General features: G+C 69.8%; 11 protein-coding genes and 5 pseudogenes. 4 read left to right on the top strand and 12 right to left on the bottom strand.

From position 1 onward, the window contains the following. Positions 1 to 25: 25 nt before the first annotated feature. From V6D49_RS12110 to V6D49_RS12095, 4 genes and pseudogenes are all read right to left on the bottom strand, one after another. On the bottom strand, positions 26 to 1630 hold the full coding sequence (locus tag V6D49_RS12110; protein WP_340559476.1) for an IS1182 family transposase: 1605 nt from the start codon (positions 1628 to 1630) through the stop codon (positions 26 to 28). Positions 1631 to 1778: 148 nt separating this feature from the next. Then, positions 1779 to 2050: pseudogene (locus tag V6D49_RS12105) on the bottom strand (site-specific integrase); the annotation flags it as partial. Then, positions 2038 to 2229, bottom strand: coding sequence for an excisionase family DNA-binding protein (locus V6D49_RS12100; protein WP_445330638.1), 192 nt, complete (start codon positions 2227 to 2229; stop codon positions 2038 to 2040). The pseudogene V6D49_RS12105 and the gene V6D49_RS12100, both read right to left, overlap by 13 nt. After that, positions 2141 to 2862: pseudogene (locus tag V6D49_RS12095) on the bottom strand (replication initiator). Before V6D49_RS12095 ends, V6D49_RS12100 begins: the two are co-directional and overlap by 89 nt. An 89-nt stretch (positions 2863 to 2951) precedes the next feature. On the opposite strand from V6D49_RS12095, the gene V6D49_RS12090 reads away from it, so the two are divergent. Together V6D49_RS12090 and V6D49_RS12085 are read left to right on the top strand one after the other, a co-directional pair. Continuing rightward, positions 2952 to 3203: a hypothetical protein gene (locus tag V6D49_RS12090; protein WP_340559472.1), complete on the top strand. Its 252-nt coding sequence runs from the start codon at positions 2952 to 2954 to the stop codon at positions 3201 to 3203. 96 nt (positions 3204 to 3299) lie between these two features. Beyond that, positions 3300 to 4550, top strand: coding sequence for an AIPR family protein (locus tag V6D49_RS12085; RefSeq protein ID WP_340559471.1), 1251 nt, complete (start codon positions 3300 to 3302; stop codon positions 4548 to 4550). Between the two features lie 28 nt (positions 4551 to 4578). Here V6D49_RS12085 and V6D49_RS26230 read toward each other — a convergent pair. From V6D49_RS26230 to V6D49_RS12055, 6 genes and pseudogenes are all read right to left on the bottom strand, one after another. Continuing rightward, a protein-coding gene (locus V6D49_RS26230) for an IS630 family transposase (protein WP_445330511.1) occupies positions 4579 to 5645 on the bottom strand; the annotation gives its coding sequence in 2 pieces (ribosomal slippage) (positions 4579 to 5199 and positions 5202 to 5645; 1065 coding nt in all). A 60-nt stretch (positions 5646 to 5705) separates the two neighbouring features. Continuing rightward, positions 5706 to 6520, bottom strand: a protein-coding gene (locus tag V6D49_RS12070) for an IS5 family transposase (protein WP_340559467.1) whose coding sequence is annotated in 2 segments (ribosomal slippage) — positions 5706 to 6194 and positions 6197 to 6520 — 813 coding nt in all. Because the reading frame shifts where the segments join, the coding sequence is not laid out codon by codon here. Between the two features lie 628 nt (positions 6521 to 7148). Beyond that, positions 7149 to 7747 (bottom strand): annotated as a pseudogene (locus tag V6D49_RS12065) (YdcF family protein). A 57-nt stretch (positions 7748 to 7804) separates the two neighbouring features. Then, positions 7805 to 7953, bottom strand: a pseudogene (locus V6D49_RS26225) (GntR family transcriptional regulator); the annotation flags it as partial. Between the two features lie 97 nt (positions 7954 to 8050). Beyond that, positions 8051 to 8581 (bottom strand): GNAT family N-acetyltransferase, encoded by a 531-nt coding sequence (locus tag V6D49_RS12060; protein ID WP_340559465.1) that lies wholly within the window; start codon positions 8579 to 8581, stop codon positions 8051 to 8053. After that, positions 8578 to 9150 carry a hypothetical protein gene (locus V6D49_RS12055; RefSeq protein WP_340559463.1) on the bottom strand — a complete coding sequence of 191 codons (573 nt, stop codon included), beginning with the start codon at positions 9148 to 9150 and terminating at the stop codon, positions 8578 to 8580. The genes V6D49_RS12060 and V6D49_RS12055 overlap by 4 nt, the downstream gene beginning before the upstream one ends. 242 nt (positions 9151 to 9392) lie before the next feature. Between V6D49_RS12055 and V6D49_RS12050 the strand changes: the two are divergent. Further along, positions 9393 to 10226, top strand: a pseudogene (locus tag V6D49_RS12050) (DMT family transporter); the annotation flags it as partial. 75 nt (positions 10227 to 10301) lie between these two features. Here the strand turns inward: V6D49_RS12050 and V6D49_RS12045 are convergent. Then, positions 10302 to 11306, bottom strand: coding sequence for a TIGR00341 family protein (locus tag V6D49_RS12045; RefSeq protein WP_340559462.1), 1005 nt, complete (start codon positions 11304 to 11306; stop codon positions 10302 to 10304). A 214-nt stretch (positions 11307 to 11520) separates the two neighbouring features. On the opposite strand from V6D49_RS12045, the gene V6D49_RS12040 reads away from it, so the two are divergent. Further along, positions 11521 to 12372 (top strand): extensin family protein, encoded by an 852-nt coding sequence (locus tag V6D49_RS12040; RefSeq protein ID WP_340559461.1) that lies wholly within the window; start codon positions 11521 to 11523, stop codon positions 12370 to 12372. 22 nt (positions 12373 to 12394) lie between these two features. Here the strand turns inward: V6D49_RS12040 and V6D49_RS12035 are convergent, their stop codons facing one another. Next, a complete protein-coding gene (locus V6D49_RS12035; RefSeq protein ID WP_340559459.1) occupies positions 12395 to 15646 on the bottom strand; it encodes an AfsR/SARP family transcriptional regulator in 3252 nt (1083 codons plus the stop codon). Positions 15647 to 15762: the final 116 nt, after the last annotated feature.

Here is a 15762-nt window from a genome sequence, read left to right as displayed (position 1 = left end):
CTGTCGGGGATCTTGTGCCTGCGGCTCATTTGCCTTGTCGCCACCAGCATTGCCAGGTCAGACCGCGGGCGGTGAGGTACTGCTGGAAGGTCGTGGAGGAGCGAGGGCGGTGGGGGTGTCGGGTAGTGCGTGAGGCGAGGCGTTCGATGTTGATGGCGATGCCGGTCAGGACGTGCTGCACGTGTGTCTTGCGGATGCCGTGGTAGCGGCTGCGTCGGGCCTGGTGTCCGTTGATGAACTCGCAGATGGTGCCTTCGACTCCGGACCGGGTGGCGTAGAGCCGTTTCCACTGGGGGTCTTGCTGGTCTGTGCGGTTTCGAGCCTGGAGCTCGTGGAGGGGTCGGGGGAGGAAGTTCACGGTGCGGGCGGCGGTGCCACGGGTGCAGGCAGACCGGTCGGGGCACGGGTCGCACTGGTGTGGGCGGAACCGGGCCACGGTGTAGGGAGCCATGGCCGGTGGTTCGATCCAGATGTGGCTGGTTTTGCCGTTGGGGCAGGTGACCTGGCGCTGGTCGAAGTCGATAGAGAACTCGTCCCGGGTGAAGCCGGTCTGTTCCTTGCTCTGCCATGCTCCGCTGGCTTTGACGGGTCCGACGAGTTCGACCTCGTGGTCGCGGAGGGAGCGGTGCAGCAGCGAAACGGAGAGGTAGCCGCCGTCGAGAAGGTGCTGCCGGGGCAGCAGTCGGCGGTCACGGAGGCGGGTGTGGATGCCGGGGAGGGCCTCGGTGTCCCGGGTCGGCCTGGTGGTGGCGATGTCCGTGATCAGGTTGGTCCGGGCGCCGGTCTCGCAGGTCTCGGTGATGTGGACCAGATAGCCGCTCCAGCGGGTATTGCCCCGGATGGCCCGGCGGGCTTCGCAGTCGTAGGGCGAGACGATCCGCACAGCTCCTTTGGGCTGTCCGTCCTTCTGGGTGCGAGGACGTAACCCGCCACGGGCGTCGAGGAGGAAGTTCTGCACGATGATCCTCCGTAGCGCTTCCGCGCGAGGACCGCGCTGGTGGGGCGTCAAGCGTTCCAGGAGTTGGCGGGCGTCCGCTCCCGCCTGCTTGAGCCGGGTGACAGGGTGACTCGGCTGACTGGGAAGGCGCACCGGACGCCCGTAGCGGGTGGCCCAATCGCTGTCCACCAGCCCGTCCAGGACCTCAGGTGCCCGCTGAGCGGCTTCCTCCAAGGCCGCGCGTACCGCTTCGAGGACCAGCTCTAGGCGGGTGAGGTCCCGCGCGGCAGCGAGGACCTGAGTGGAGTCGCTGCGCTGCCTCCCGCGCTCGGTGACCATGCCGGCCTCCCGCATCCGCTCCAGCGACAACGAGAGCAGCTGGTCCGCGCGATCGTCCTCGCACAGACGATCACGGAAGTCGGTCAGCACGCTGTGGTGGAATCCCGGGTCGTCCAGCTCCAGGGCCAGGGCGTACTTGAAGTCGATCCGGCACCGGACCGCCTCGGCCGCCTGCCGGTCGGAGAGGTTGAGCAGGAACTGCAGCACACAGACCGTGGCGAGTTGGGCCGGCGAGAGCCCGGGGCGGCCGTCGCGCGGGTACCAGGAGGCGAAGTCCCTGTCGCTCCAGAGTCCGTCGAGGTGATCACGTGCCCACATCGCCGTGGTGCCGCGGGGGTTGCTGGCCCGCGCCATCTGGGCCGTGAGCTTGGGAACTACTGCACCGGACCGGGGACGAACGGACACTGATCACCTCAGGAGGACGGAACTGCGCAGGACTGTCCGAAGCGTTCCAAGCACCGACAGCCCTTGTCCCGAGAACTCCAAGATCCCCGACAGAGTCGCTCAGTGGCGCGAGGTGCGGCTTGACGATCGACTCCAGCCAGTACGCCAGGAGCGCCGCCACGTCCGGTGTCGCGTCGCCACTGGCCCCTTCTTGGCGTCGTTTTGCAGCTTCAGCCACTTCTCGTGCACGACCGACCGCGTCGGCCCGTAGACGTACTTCCGCTTGCGCTTCCCGTCCGGCGTCGTTACCCATACGTAGGCCGCGAAGCCGTTTCGGTACGGGTAGATGGACCCCTCACCGTTCCCGTGCTTGCCGCTTATGCCGCCCACTCCTCAGCCTGAGCGGCGCAGCGCTCCACGTACTCGTCCACCCAGGCTGGCAGGATGCGCCGGTTGCGGCCGACCTTCACCGACCGGATCTCACCGGTGAAGATGAGCATCTTCGTCTTGGACCGGCCGAAGCCGAGCATCGAGGCAACCTCTGCCGTCGTGTGCCACTTCGGCGTGATCGGAGTCGCCGCCATCGTGAGCGCTCTCCTTCCGTGCGTTGTGCTTGCAGGAGGTCGGTGAGCCAGCGTTCGCCGTGGGGGAGGCCGGTTCCGGCGTAGGGCCCAGTGGGCGAGGACGAGGATAGAGTCGGCCGGTGCCTTGGACATCGTTGCCGTCACTATCGGCAAGGGCGGCTTGGAGGGGTCGCCACTCGGCGCGGGCGTTGCGCAGGGTGGTGAGGGTGGTCGAGTAGCGGCGGGTCTTGGTGGAGAAGTGGCCGCGGAAGCCGAGCATGTGGGCCGAGGCGCGGAGCCGCGCCGTGCGCCGAGGTCCCAGCAGGTGCGGATGAGGCGGCGTGCGTGGTCGGTGATTTCTGCGCCCGCCAGCTCGGCCAAGAAGCGGACGCGGCGGTCGAAAGTGCCGGTCGCGGTCTCGGCGCCCTTGGTGGAGTACTTGGCGATGTAGCCCGCTACGGCGCGTTCGGTTAGCTCGGTTCCGCCGTCGAAGTCGGCGGAGCGCATGACGCGGACGTCCAGTTGCCGCCCGAAGGCGAAGGCGTGCTCGCGGCCGTTGATGACCGGGCCGACGACGCGGGCGGCGGCAGCGGCAGTCCAGCGAATCTGAAGATGCTCACACTCTTCTTTCCTGACCATTCGCTCGCGGCGGCGGCAACTCGGACGCTACGCTTGCTGCCAAACACACGGTGATGGCAATCGGCGCTCGCGCTGGGTAGGGGGATGAAGTGCACACGCTCACGGCAAAGCGAGTGGCCAAGTTTGCACGGGATTTTGGCTCCGAGGGGAGCGAGGCGCAGCAGTTCGAGCTGTATGTCGCGGCAAACTACCTCTTCCCATATGTACGGGACGATGTCGAGCAGATTGAGCGTTCTGTTCTGGGCGGTGGGACTGATGAGGGCGTCGACATCGCTGCCGTCGTGGTCAACGGACAGATCGTTTTCGAACCCTCAGAGATCGACGACCTTATTTCAGACTAGGCGACTAACGCAGCGAGGGTAATCTTCATTCAGGCTAAGACGAGCGAGTCCTACGATTCTAAGCTCATCGCGAAGTTCCTCCACGGCGTCGAGGCTGTGACAAAGTACGCGATCAAGGCCAAGAGCGTCAAGCTTCCTCCGTCTCTGGTCGACCTAGCTGCTTTGATTGATCGAATCGCAGAGAACGGTGACAAATTCCAAGACACGCGAATCCCTTGTGAACTCTTCTATGTCACCACCAGCGGCAATTACGGGAAGAGGGCGCAGCAAGAGCTGCAGGTCACAACGGCGATTGATCGTATTCGAGGTCTCGGAATTTATTCAGAATCTTTGCAGCTAAACACTCATGGCCATGAAGCGCTAGCCGCAAAACTAAAAGAGCGTCATGGGCCCCAGAATATCCGGTTTAACTTTGAGAAGCGGCAGACCATCCCTGCGACGGAGCGGGTGGACGAGGCTTACATCGGGCTCTTGTCCGGTACGGAGATGATGAAGTTGCTGACGGATGAATCTGGATCCATCCGGGCAGGCATCTTCGACGACAACGTGCGCCTCGATCTCGGTAGCCATAACCCCGTGAATACCCGGATCGCGGGTACCCTGCAGAGCGATGACCGCGAGCACTTCCCCTTCCTTAACAATGGACTCACGATCATTGCGACATCCCTCCGGGGGTCGGGTGACAGATTCTTCATTTCCGGGTATCAGGTCGTAAACGGCGGCCAGACGAGTCACCAGCTCGTTAGGTGGGCAGCAAGCGAGTCGGTTAAGGCGAGACCGGATCTCCTCTCTGAGCTCTGGATCCCAGTAAAGATTGTCAGCTCAGACGACGTTGGGGTGCGTACGAGCGTGGCGATCGCTACTAACCTACAAACTCCCATCGGCTCAACTGACATCCAGGCGAGTTCCCAGATGGCGAAGGACGTAGAAGAGTATTTCAACCAGTCAGGTGTAGGCGGCCTACGCTATCTGCGGCAGAACCAGCATGCGTCTCTTGACTTCCCGCGGACCCGCATCGTCACGACTCCTGAACTCAACCGAGCGGTCGCTGCAACACTGTTCGGCGAGTCTTTCCGGGCGATCGGTGCTCCGAAAGAACTAGAGGCCGAGAACTCATTCGTTTGGGATGAATACCCCGTTGAGGCCTACTACTATGCGTCCTGGATTTTGTATCGGGTGGACAGATTCTTCGCCCGCACGTCCGACTCGACTACTCTCAAAGCCGCTAAGTACCACATCGCGATGATGGTGTCCGCTCTGATCATGCCGAGACTTGTCCCTATTTTCGAAATTCCTGACATAGAGACCGCGAGGGGGCGACTGAAAGCGGCTAAGAGCGGCTACTGAGGTTGAACTCGTGATGTCGCTGGGTCGCTCAGGTGGGTCTGATGGTCAGGCCGGTCTCGGCGAGGCAGCCGTCTATGAGGTGGCTGCGGTATTGGATGTGGCGTAGGCCGTGTCGGATGCGCTGGACGAGGTGTTCGGGGGTGGAGAAGGCGACGTTGGAGAGCCAGCCGCGTCGCAGAAGGGACCAGATCCCCTCGACGGGGTTGAGGTCGGGTGCGTAGGGCGGCAGGTAGTAGATCGTCAGCCAGTCCCGGGAGTCGGCGAAATCCCGCAGGCCGGCGGCCTTGTGGACGTTGAGGTTGTCCCAGACCAGGACGATCGGGCCGCCGAGCTGCTGGTGGGCGGCGATCAGCAGGTCCCGGTAGTCGCGCCAGGAGAAGCTCTTACGTCCGTCGCGTCGGCCGTCGTCCCGGCGCGGCCGGTAGATCAGCCGGGACCGGTGGCCGGGTTTGTAGCAGGTCAGCGCGGCGATCGATATCCGCCTGCGGGAACGGCCGCGGACCCGCACCACCGGGGTCCGGCCGCGCTGTGACCAGGTCTTCGCCTGCGGCGGCGTCATGGAGAATCCGGCTTCGTCCTCGAAGACGAGCCATGCTCCACTCACCGCCGCGAGTCTTCCGCGCAGGGCCACACCTCCCGGGCCCAACCGGCCACCGCCTCGTCGTCCCGCTCGATGGCGCGGCGGGCCGGGACCTGGCAGGACCAGCCGTTGCGCACCAGGAGCTTGCGCACGCCCTGGATCGTGTAGGTCAGGTGGAAGCGTCGACCGATCACCGTCTTCACCCGGCTCAGGGTCCAGCGCTGGTCCTCCCAGCCGTGAGCGGCCGGCCCCTTGGCCAGCTCCACCTCCAACTGGGCGAACTGCTTCTCGCTCAGCCTCGGCAACGATGCCGGACCCTGTGACCGCAGAGCCCGCGGACCACCCTCATCCCACGTCCGCCGCCACCGCTGCACCGAGCGGACGCTGACCCGCAGGTCCCTGGCGATCACCGAGCTCGCCTCGCCCTGGGCGAACCTCTCGGCGGCCTTCAGCCGTAACTCCTCGCGGAACTGCTGCCGTTCGGCGGTCAGCCCGCCCCCTTGTGGATACCGCATACCCCGGTGATACCGCACCGGCGAGGAGCCGTCAGCCCCTACGACTCCACGAGTTCAACCTCAGTAACACAATGAGCCGAGCTGTCGGTAAGTGATCAGGCAGCAGGCCAGTTTGAGGAAGGCTTCGTGCATGTCGGCGCGGCGTTCCCATCGGATGCGTAGACGTCGGAAGCCGTGGAGCCAGGCGAAGGTTCGCTCGACCACCCATCGGTAGGTGCCCAGGCCGCTGCCGTGGCGGGTGTTGCGGCGGGCGATGGCCGGCACGATGCGGCGGGCGCGGACCTGGTCGCGGTAGATGTCGTGGTCGTAGCCGCGGTCGGCGAAGAGCGCGTCCGGTCTGCGGCGCGGGTGCCCCACGCGTCCGCGGACCGGTGGGATGGCGTCCAGTAGAGGCATGAGCTGGGTGATGTCGTTGCGGTTGCCGCCGGTGAGGATGACGGCGAGCGGGGTGCCGTGTCCGTCGGTGATCAGGTGGTGCTTGGATCCTGCCCGTCCCCGGTCGACCGGCGACGGTCCCGTCTGGAGCCCCCTTTTATGGCCCTGATGTGGCTGGAGTCGACCACGGCCCGGGACCAGTCCAGCCGGGCTGCGGCGTTGAGCTCGGCCAGCAGCACCTCGTGCAGTTCCTCCCAGACGCCTGCCTCGTTCCAGTCCCGCAGCCGGCGCCAGCACGTCATGCCCGACCCGAACCCGAGCTCCTGGGGCAGGTGCTCCCACTGAACGTCGTTGAACAGCACGAACAAGATCCCGCACAGAACCTGCCGGTCGGGGACGGGCTTGCGTCCGGGGTACCGGAAACGACGTTCCCGTCTCGGCAACAGCGGCTCGATCCGCTCCCACAAGTCATCCGACACGATCCACGGCGCAGCTCCCACACACCAACCAACGCCCCAACACCCCCCGTAGACATGGTGGTCAGCGCCGACTCACCTCATTGTGTTAGCCGTTCTAAGAAGCTGAATTTCAAGATCTCAGACTCGGAGAGATTTGAGGTGGCGATCGCTACTGCAGTCAAGCTTGCCACCGATCAGTTTCAGCCTGTCTTGAACGAGGGCAGGAGTTTGCGCAAGGACGATGTGCGCAGCCGTCGTAACCAGGAGGCTCTACTGCTAAAGGTCAAGGAGTTGAGCTCCGACACCTGATTCTCGGCTTTCGCGGCAAGAGTCTGCGTTCGAGTCAGCCAGCCACCCCGCAACTTGATCCCACGTCGCGGTACAACAACGGAACACAGCAACGTCAGGAACCCTCAGCACCCGACGCCGGCACGCGCGCTTCTCCCGGTGACCTCTATGACCGCCGCTGACCGTTCTCTGTAGAGCTACGGATCAGAAGGTTGCAGGTTCGAATCCTGCCGAGCGCGCAGCAGGTCAAAGCCCCCTCGGATCATCCCGTAGGGGGCTTTTTCGTGCCAGGAAGCAGGAAAGTGCATCAACCGCCGTCCGCCGCTGCTACTGAGGCCGTCACGTGCCCTGACGGCCCTCGCGCCCGGCGGCACGGGGGGCGTCAGGGCCCGGTGACGAGGCGACTCGTGTACCCGGCGTCGCATAGCCGCTGGTACGCCGTGCGTACCCGGGCCGGCACCTCCATCTCGATCACGAACCCCTGTTCGGGATAGACGAGCAGCCGCTGCACGGCGCCCACGAGCATGCTGATGACCTTGCGGCTGTCGCCGATGCGCTCCAGGTACTCCTCGAAGCCCACCGCCGCCGAGTGGCACGTCACCTCGACTCCGGGCCAGAGCTTGCGGGCGGTGGCGTAGACGCGTCGTTCCTCATATGGCTTGCTGACGAACACCACCGACTCCACGTCCACACCGCCCCGCTGAGCAACTTCCGTGTGAAGGTGATGTTCTCTCCGGTGTTGCGGCCCTGCGTCTCCGTCAACAGCGCCTCCCCGGGTACTCCCAGTCGCCGTGCCCGCTCGCGGTAGTGCGCAGCCTCCCCCCGAGGCATGACCTCCCGCGTCGTGGAGCTGGTCGCTCCCGTGAACACGATCAACGGCACCAGGCCATGCCGGTACAGCTCCACCGAGGCGTCCGCGACGACAAGGTCGTGACCCCCCAGGCCCACCGCCACGAAGGAGGGCCGCTCGTCGTGCCCCATGAGCTGGAAGTCCCACAACGTCCTCCCGCACCTGCCCTGTCGGCAACACGACCTCTCTCACCGTCCCGAATCCGGAACGTCGAACGCGTACTCCCACGCGAACCGCGAGGCCGCGTGCACCCGACGGCGAACGCCGCGACCCATCCGTTTTCCGTCCGCGCCGCCCGATGGAGCTGCACGACCCACTCACCGGGCGTCAGCCGCAGCGCGCTTCCTCCGTGGTGGCGATGCGTGAGCGTGCCTTCGCGTAGGACATGGTGCCGGTGTACGTCGGGCCGTCTTCATCTCGAATATTTGGAGGTATCAGGAAATCGGAAGATCTGCGAGCATCACCGCGTACACCGGGGAGTCGGGGAACGGCTGGCGCTCGCCGACCTGTCGGTATCCCCAGGATTCGTACAGGGCCTTCACCTTGGGGTGCGTCACGTCCACCAGCAGCGCTGCCAGCTCTGCGTCCTGGCCGTCCATCAGCGCCCGGTGCAGCCGCTCCGCCGCGCCGGTCTTCCGCCACCGCTCGCGCACCATCAGCTCGGAGAAGTGGAACGTGCGGGACTTCTCCGGCGCCGGGTCCAGATGCTCCCGCCACCACTCCCGCCCGTCCTTCGCGGGAGCGCCGTACGCGAAGCCCACCACTTCGTCACCGTCGTAGGCGATCACGCAGGCGAACTCCGAGTGGCCGCCCCAGTGATCCACAAACCAGGGGAACTTCTGCCGAAACTCGTCATCGGCCATGCGGTCGGCGTGCACGTCCGCGTGTACGTCGATCAACGTCTGCCGGATCTCCGACAGGTCGTCGTGGCCGTAGCGGCGCAGCTTCGAAGCGGGCGTCGTCATCGAACCTGGCTCCATTCAGATCGGTATCGGTCCTTCCACTCTCGCGCTGTGATGGAGTCCGGGGCGAGAGTGGTCAAGTCGCGGTAGAAGTCACCGAGGCGGGACCGCATCCGGCCGGGTAGGGCGTTGCCGCGCATCAGCACGAACACCTTCTCCGCCGTGGCGCACGCCTGGTCCACATCCCGCTGGTGAAGCTGCGCCAGAGCGAGTTGCAAGGTGGCGAGGGCGCGGTTCCGGCGGAACTGTTGCGGGATGGCGGCCAGTGCACGGTGGGAAGCCGCCTCCGCGTCCGCCGCATCCCCGATGCGGTCACGGACGATCGCGGTCATGGCCAGCAGCTCGGCGGGGCCGTAGAAGGCCACCCAGGCAGGGCGCGGGTCGCCCAGGGACGCCTTGCCCAGTGCCTCTTCCGCGCGCCCCAGCGACCGCAGGGCGCCCCGCCGGTCTCGAGCGTGGGAGTGTCCGACTGCCGTGCGCGCGTGCGCCAGGGAGGCGTACAGCGGGTCTCGGCGCGTGGCTGCGGTCGTCTGGGCGGCGTGGCCCGCGTCCACGGCGGCGGTCTGGTCCACGACGAGGACGCCGACCGGTGCGCGTGGTCGCCGACGTAGGCGGTGGCACGACGTGGGTGCTGTGGCGCGAGGCAGGGACGGGTCCGTGGACTCGGCTGGAGTTGTCTCAGCCCTGAGACGACGAAGCACCCACGTGAATCGGGAAACGTGAGGTCTGAAATCCGCCGGTCTGTGGGGGCGGGGCGCGTTTGGCTCGGACGGGAGGGTGCGAGACGCGCGCCCCCTACCGGAGTGGAGCAGCGGTGCCGGTCGTCGTCCAGTTCGTCCTGCTGGCCCTGGCCTGGGGGTCGAGTTTCCTGCTGATCAAGGTGGGCCTCGACGGGTTGTCCCCGGCGTACGTGGTCTGGGGCCGGATGGTGTGCGGTGCGGGTGCCCTGTGGGTGGTCGCTCTGGTCACCCGGCGGCGCATTCCGCGCGATCCGGCGGTGTGGGGCCACCTGACCGTCGTGGCCGTGCTGCTCTGCGTCGTGCCGTTCACGTTGTTCGCCTGGGCGGAGCAGCGGATCTCCTCCGGTCTGGCCAGCACGTACAACGCCACGACCCCGCTGATGGCGGTGGCGTGGTCGGCCGTCCTTCTTCCGGCCGAACGCCTCACCCGCCGTGGCGCCCTCGGCCTGCTGCTCGGGTTCGGGGGCGTGCTGGTGGTCCTCGACCCTCTCGGCGCCGGGTTCGGCGGCGGGCTCGGGGCGCAACTGGCCTGCCTGGCCGCTACGGCGTGCTACGGCATCGCCTTCGTCTACCTGCGGCGCTTCGTCTCACCGCGCGGGTTGCCCGGGCTCACCGTCGCCGTCGTGCAGGTGACCGCTGGCGCCCTGGTGATGCTGGCCGCGACGCCCTTCCTCGGTCGGCCCCCGGTGGGGGAGGCGTCCGGTGCCGTCGTTCTGGCCACGTTCGCTCTGGGGGTCTTCGGTACCGGCTTCGCCTACGTCTGGAACACCAACGTCGTCGCGGCCTGGGGCGCGGCCGACGCCGCCGCCGTCACCTACCTGACGCCGGTCGTCGGGGTCACGCTCGGTGTGGTCCTCCTGGGGGAGCCGGTCACCTGGACCCAGGTGTTCGGCGCGCTCCTGGTCGTGCTCGGCGTTCTCGCGACCCACGGCCGTGTTCCCGGGAACGGTCCGCGACGTCCGGCGGCGTACCGGCGGTGGCGGTCAGGTGCCGACGCGGCCGGCGTCGAGGCGGCGGCCGCGGGTGGTGTCGACGACGACGGGCACGCCGTCGGGGACCTGCCCGTCGAGCCGGTCGAGCAGTCCCTCGATCGGGGGCAGCTCGCCCGGTACGCGGACGTGGATGTACAGCGTGCGCGAGACGGCGTCCACGCCGGTGACGGTGGCGTCCCGTTCGTCGGAGAGCCACTGGGTGGCCGCCTGCTTGGCCCGGGCCGTCCAGGTGTCGACCAGCAGGGTGAGGGCCGTGTTGGCGGCCAGCGGTACGAACACGACGGCGAACAGCGTCGCCATGGCGACGTAGGTGCGGCGGGCGAGTCGGCCGGGGCGTCGGTGGCCGGCCGCTTCGGCGTAGCCGAGAGCGGCGAAGATCACCATGCCGCCGAAGACGAGGGCGAAGAGGTTGGAGACGAACAGCACCAGTGCGCCCAGGGCGAGCCAGCCGGACTGGTGGCCCAGGCACACTCCGGCGACGACCAGGGGTGGCACGAGGGAGATGGCGATGGCGACGCCCGGCAGGACGGCGGCGACGTCCCGGCGCGCCAGGGCGACCGCCCCGGCGAAGCCCGTCGCCAGGGCGGCGACGAGGTCCATGATGCCCGGTGAGGTGCGCGAGGCGATCTGGCTGTTGGAGAGCAGGTCGTAGTCGCCGGGGAGCGCGGCGGACAGCAGCGTTCCGAGCACGATGACCAGGAGGCAGGCGAGGAGGACGGTGCGCGCCGCCCCGGTGCGCCGCTGCTGCACCGACCCGAGGGCGATGCCCATGATCGGTGTGGACAGCGGGGCGATGATCATGGCGCCGATGACGGTCGCCGTGGAGTCGGTCACGACGCCGCCCGTGGCGATGACGGCCGAGAGCGTCAGCATCGTCCAGAAGGCGGAGCGCTTGGCGCCGGTGTCTCCGGCGGAGAGGTCCAGGTCCTGGGTGAGGTCGTCCAGGGACCGGCGCTGGGAGGGCGGCAGGACACGGGAACGCAGTCCGCTGATCATGCGCCGAGTATCCGGCGAGGACGTCCGCTCGCCGGGCAGGACACCGGCGGGTGCGCCGTGCGGGGGGAGTCGGGGCGGGTGGTGTGGGTGGTGGGGGCTGTCAAGCCCCGGGGTGTTAGGGCGGGGTGAGGTCGGACGTAGGCGCGGGGCGAACCATCGCAGTCACGACGTGCGGGGCGGTCGGGCCTCGCGCGGCTGCGGAAGGGCGTTCACCATGCGGGAAGACGAGCGGGCGAAGGGGCTGGACCGGCGGCTGTTCCTCGGCGGGGTCGGGGCCGCGGCGGCGGGGGCGGTCGTGGCGGGGGCCACGGGCGGGAGCGCCTGGGCGGCGGAGGACCCGGGGTTCGAGGCGCTGCCCCGGGAGATGCAGGCGCCGGAGGGTGACGTCTCGGCGCAGGCGCTGCGGACCTTCAGCCGGATCGACGGCACGCCGGTGTACTACTGGCGGGGGAACAGAGGCAACACGGTCCTGCGCGACTGGCGTTGCACGCAGGGGTTCTACGACCGGCTGGTGGTGTGGATACGCGATCTGCGGGACCTGTCGTCGGACGGCGGGTTCGGCGGCGTCAAGTTCCTCGTCTCGGCCGGGTTCTACGTCAACAAGTCGGGCCAGCACGGCGCCGGCACGGCGATGGACCTGGACCTGGTGCGGTGGAACGGCGGACGGCAGTCCTCGATGCTGGACGGTCACCACGCCGCGTCGGACCGCACCCTGCGCCGCCGCTACCTGGCGGTGGACGCCACCTGCCGCCGCCGGTTCCGGTACGTGCTCGACGGCTGGTACAACGCGGCCCACCGCGACCACATCCACGCCGACTTCGGCGGGCTGCCCACGCTGTGCCAGAAGGGCAGCTCCAGCGACACCAAGTTCGTCCAGGCGATGTGCAACAACTTCATGGGCTCCGGCCTGGCCGTGGACGGCATCTGGGGGCCGAACACCAACAACGCCTTCGGCCAGGCCAAGAACCGCCTCGGCATCAGCGGCAACCCGCACTCGGACCTCGACGCGTGGCGGAACATGCTGGCGCGCGTCGCCCGGCACGGGTTCCGCGACGAGGCCTTCTGACCGAGTGGTCGCGGCCGGCCCGTCACGTCGTCGCGTCCGCCGGTGGCAGCAGCCGGCGGACGTGGGCGGGCAGTCGCAGACAGGCCGGGCCGAGTGCGTGGCGGAGCAGGATGGCCCGGCACGCGTCGGCGTGCCGGTGCGCCGGTGACGGATCGCCCGCGAGGCGGAGAGCGACGGCGAGTCGGGCGCGGGTGCGGGCGATCTCGACGGGCAGGTCCATGCGGGTGTGGAGGGCGAGCGCGTCGTCGAGGTGGTGCCGGGCGTCGTCCCACTGTCCGGCGCCGAGGGCGGCGTCGCCGAGGCTGCGCAGGACGCCCGCCTCGCCGGAGGTCTCGCGCTGGGTGCGCAGCGTGGACAGGACGCCGGTCAGGCGGTCGCGGGCGTCGTGCCAGCGGCCGTGGGCGAGGTCGACGAGGGCCCGGCCGCGTTCGACGTGGGCAGCGCCGACGTCGTCCCCGATCGCGCGGACGATGGCGGCGGCGGCCGTCAGGAGCTCCAGGGCGCGGGCCCCCTCACCGGCGTCGCTGTGCGCCTCGGCGCAGCGCAGCAGCATCACGACACGCGTGCGGTCGGCCCCGGGGTGGCGCGCCAGGGCCTGCTCGTAGCTCCGGACGGCCTCGGCCGGCTCGCCCAGGTCGGCCAGCACGTTGGCGAGGCCGGTGAGGGCGTAGACGTGGGCGCGGGCGGAGAGCCCGAGGTGTTCGGCGTCCTGGACGGTGCGCCGGTAGTACGCGGCGGCCTCGGTGAGCCGGCCGCGCAGGGCGGTGGCGCGGCCGAGCTGCCAGGCGGCGTCGGCGACGACCTCCGGGTCGCCGAGGTCGCGGGCGACGCGCAGGCCGCGTTCGGCGGCGACGGTGAGTTCGGCGTAGCGGTCCTGCTGGTAGAGGGTCCAGCACAGGGCGAAGTGGAGCCGGGAGAGCCGGCGGTCGGCGGTGGGACGCTCGCCCCAGCTCGCGATGGCGGCCCGGACGACGGCCTCCCGCTCGGCCTCGTAGAAGCGGATGACGAGGTACCCGCTCAGCTGGAGCGCGAGGTCGCCGGCCAGCTCGGGAAGGCGGAGGCGGCAGGCGTGCAGGGCCGCGTTCAACAGGTTGGCCTGCTCGGCGGCGAACCAGCGTTCCGGATGGCGGCGGGCGGCGTCGGCGGCGTCCGGCGGTGCGCCCGGGGCCGGGGCGACGGGGTCGAGGACGCCGCCGTGGCCGAGGCGTCCGGCCGCCTCGGAGGCGAGGGCGAGCCAGGCGCGCAGGACGCGCTCGACGGCGGCGTCCCGCTCCTCCCCGGTGTCCTCGGCGAGGGTGCGTTCGCGCGCGAAGTCGCGGACGAGGGCGTGCAGTTGGTAGCGCGGCTGCCCGGCCTGGTCGCGCCCGCAGGTCTCCAGCAGGTTGCGCTCGACGAGCTGGTCGTGGAGCCACGGTTCGGACGGCCGTCCGGCCAGCGTCCCGACGACCCAGCCGGGCACGCTGTGGGACTCCAGGAGCGCCAGACGGCGCAGGGCCGTGCGCAGGCCGGGGCTCAGGGAGCGGTAGCTGAGGGCGATGCCCGCGCGGACGTCGAGGTCACCGGCGGCGAGCTGGTCGAGCCGGTGGTGCTGCTGGGCGAGCCGGTCCCGGAAGCCCGCCACCGTCCAGTCGGGACGGGCCGCGAGCCGGGCCCCCGCGATGCGCAGGGCCAGCGGGAGGTGGCCGCAGAGCCGGGCGACCTCGGCGGTGGCCGTCCGGTCGGCCCCCGCGCGTTCGGCGCCGACGAGGCCGGCGAGGAGGGCGGCGGCGTCGGCGGGCGTGAGGGTGCCGACGCCGAGGACCCGCGCGTCGGCCAGGGCGGTGAGGCCGGTCAGCCGGTTGCGGGAGGTGGCGAGCACGGCGCAGCCGCCGTCGGCGGGCAGCAGGGGCCGCAGCTGCGTCTCGTCGCGGACGTCGTCGAGCAGGAGGAGCACGCTGCGGCCGGCGAGCCGGCTGCGCAGGTCGGCGACGCGCTCGTCCGCGTCGGCGGGGACGTCCTGGCCGTCGACGCCGAGGGCGCGCAGGAAGCGGGCGGCGGTCTCCGGGGGATCGGCGGGGGAGGAGTGGGAGCCGCGCAGGTCGGCGTAGAGCTGCCCGTCGGGGAACCGGGCGGAGAGGCGGTGGGCGGTGTGCAGCGCGAGGGCCGTCTTGCCGACCCCGCCGGGCCCGGTGAGGACGACGACGGGCGCGCCCGGCGTGCGTGCAGCGGGGAGCGCGGTGGGGTGGTCCGACGGGGGCGCGAGGGCGTCCCGCAGCTCGCGCAGGAGGGCGTCACGGCCGTACAGGCGGGCGGGGGGAGGGGGGAGTTGACGTGGCACCGGGCGGGGGCGCGGCGGCTCCCCGGCGGACGGCTCGCCGACTGCGGGCCCCGGGGCGGACGGCTTCCCGGCGGATGTCGCCCCGGCCGGGCGTGGGCCCGGGAGGCGTGCGGGGTCCGCCGTCGCACCGCTGCGGCGGGCCGACGGCCTTGCGCGCGCCGCGCCGTCGGTCCGGACCGTGCCCTCCGTCCGGTCGGGGAGCGTCGGGGCGGCGCCGCGCAGGAGCTGCTCGTGCAGGTCGCGCAGGGCCGGGCCGGGCTCGACGCCAAGGTCCTCGCCCAGCCGCCGGTAGGCCCGCCGGTAGCTGGCCAGCGCGTCCGCGCGCCGTCCCTGGGCCGCCAGGGCGAGCATCTGCCGCCGGTACAGGTCCTCCCGGTAGGGCTGCTGCTCCAGCCAGGGCCCGACGTCCGCGAGGACGCGTTCGTAGCGGCCCAGCCCGAGGTGGACGTCCAGCAGCGCCTCGACGGTGCTCCAGCGCTCGTCCTCCAGCGCCTGCCGGGCGGCGGCGGCGAACGGTGCCGCGCAGCCGGACAGCGCCTCGCCCCGCCAGTGGCCGAGTGCCTGCGTCAGCAACTCGGCGGCGCGGTGCCGGGCGCCCGACTCGGCCGCGTACCGGCCCTGGGCGGCGGCCGACCGGAAGGCGGCCAGGTCGGTGTGGTGCCGGGCGGGCTCCAGCCGGTAGCCGCCGTCCGCCGTGACGAGCACGTCGGTGCCGGCGGGACGGCCGGGCGCCGGGTGGTGCAGGCGGCGCCGCAGTCCGCTGACGAGGTTGTAGACCTGGGCGCGCGCGGTCTCCGGCGGCTCCTCCCACAGGAGCGTCACGACGTGGTCGGCCGTGAGGAGGCGGCCGGCGTTGAGGACGAGCAGGGCCAGCAGCGAGCGTTCACGGCCGGGTCGCAGGTCGATGCGCACACCGTCGCACCGGGCCTCGACCGGGCCCAGTATTCCGAACCGCACTCGGCACGTCCCTCCGTGCGTCAACGCCGCCACACCGTCGCGGTGTTCGATTCCGCATGTTTGCCCAGCCGGGCGGCGACCATGCGAACGGAGGATGGCGACCTCGCGTGTGCCGC

It is taken from the genome of Streptomyces sp. GSL17-111 (assembly GCF_037911585.1).
In the GTDB taxonomy this organism is placed as follows: domain Bacteria; phylum Actinomycetota; class Actinomycetes; order Streptomycetales; family Streptomycetaceae; genus Streptomyces.
This window is presented reverse-complemented; position numbering and strand designations above follow the sequence as displayed.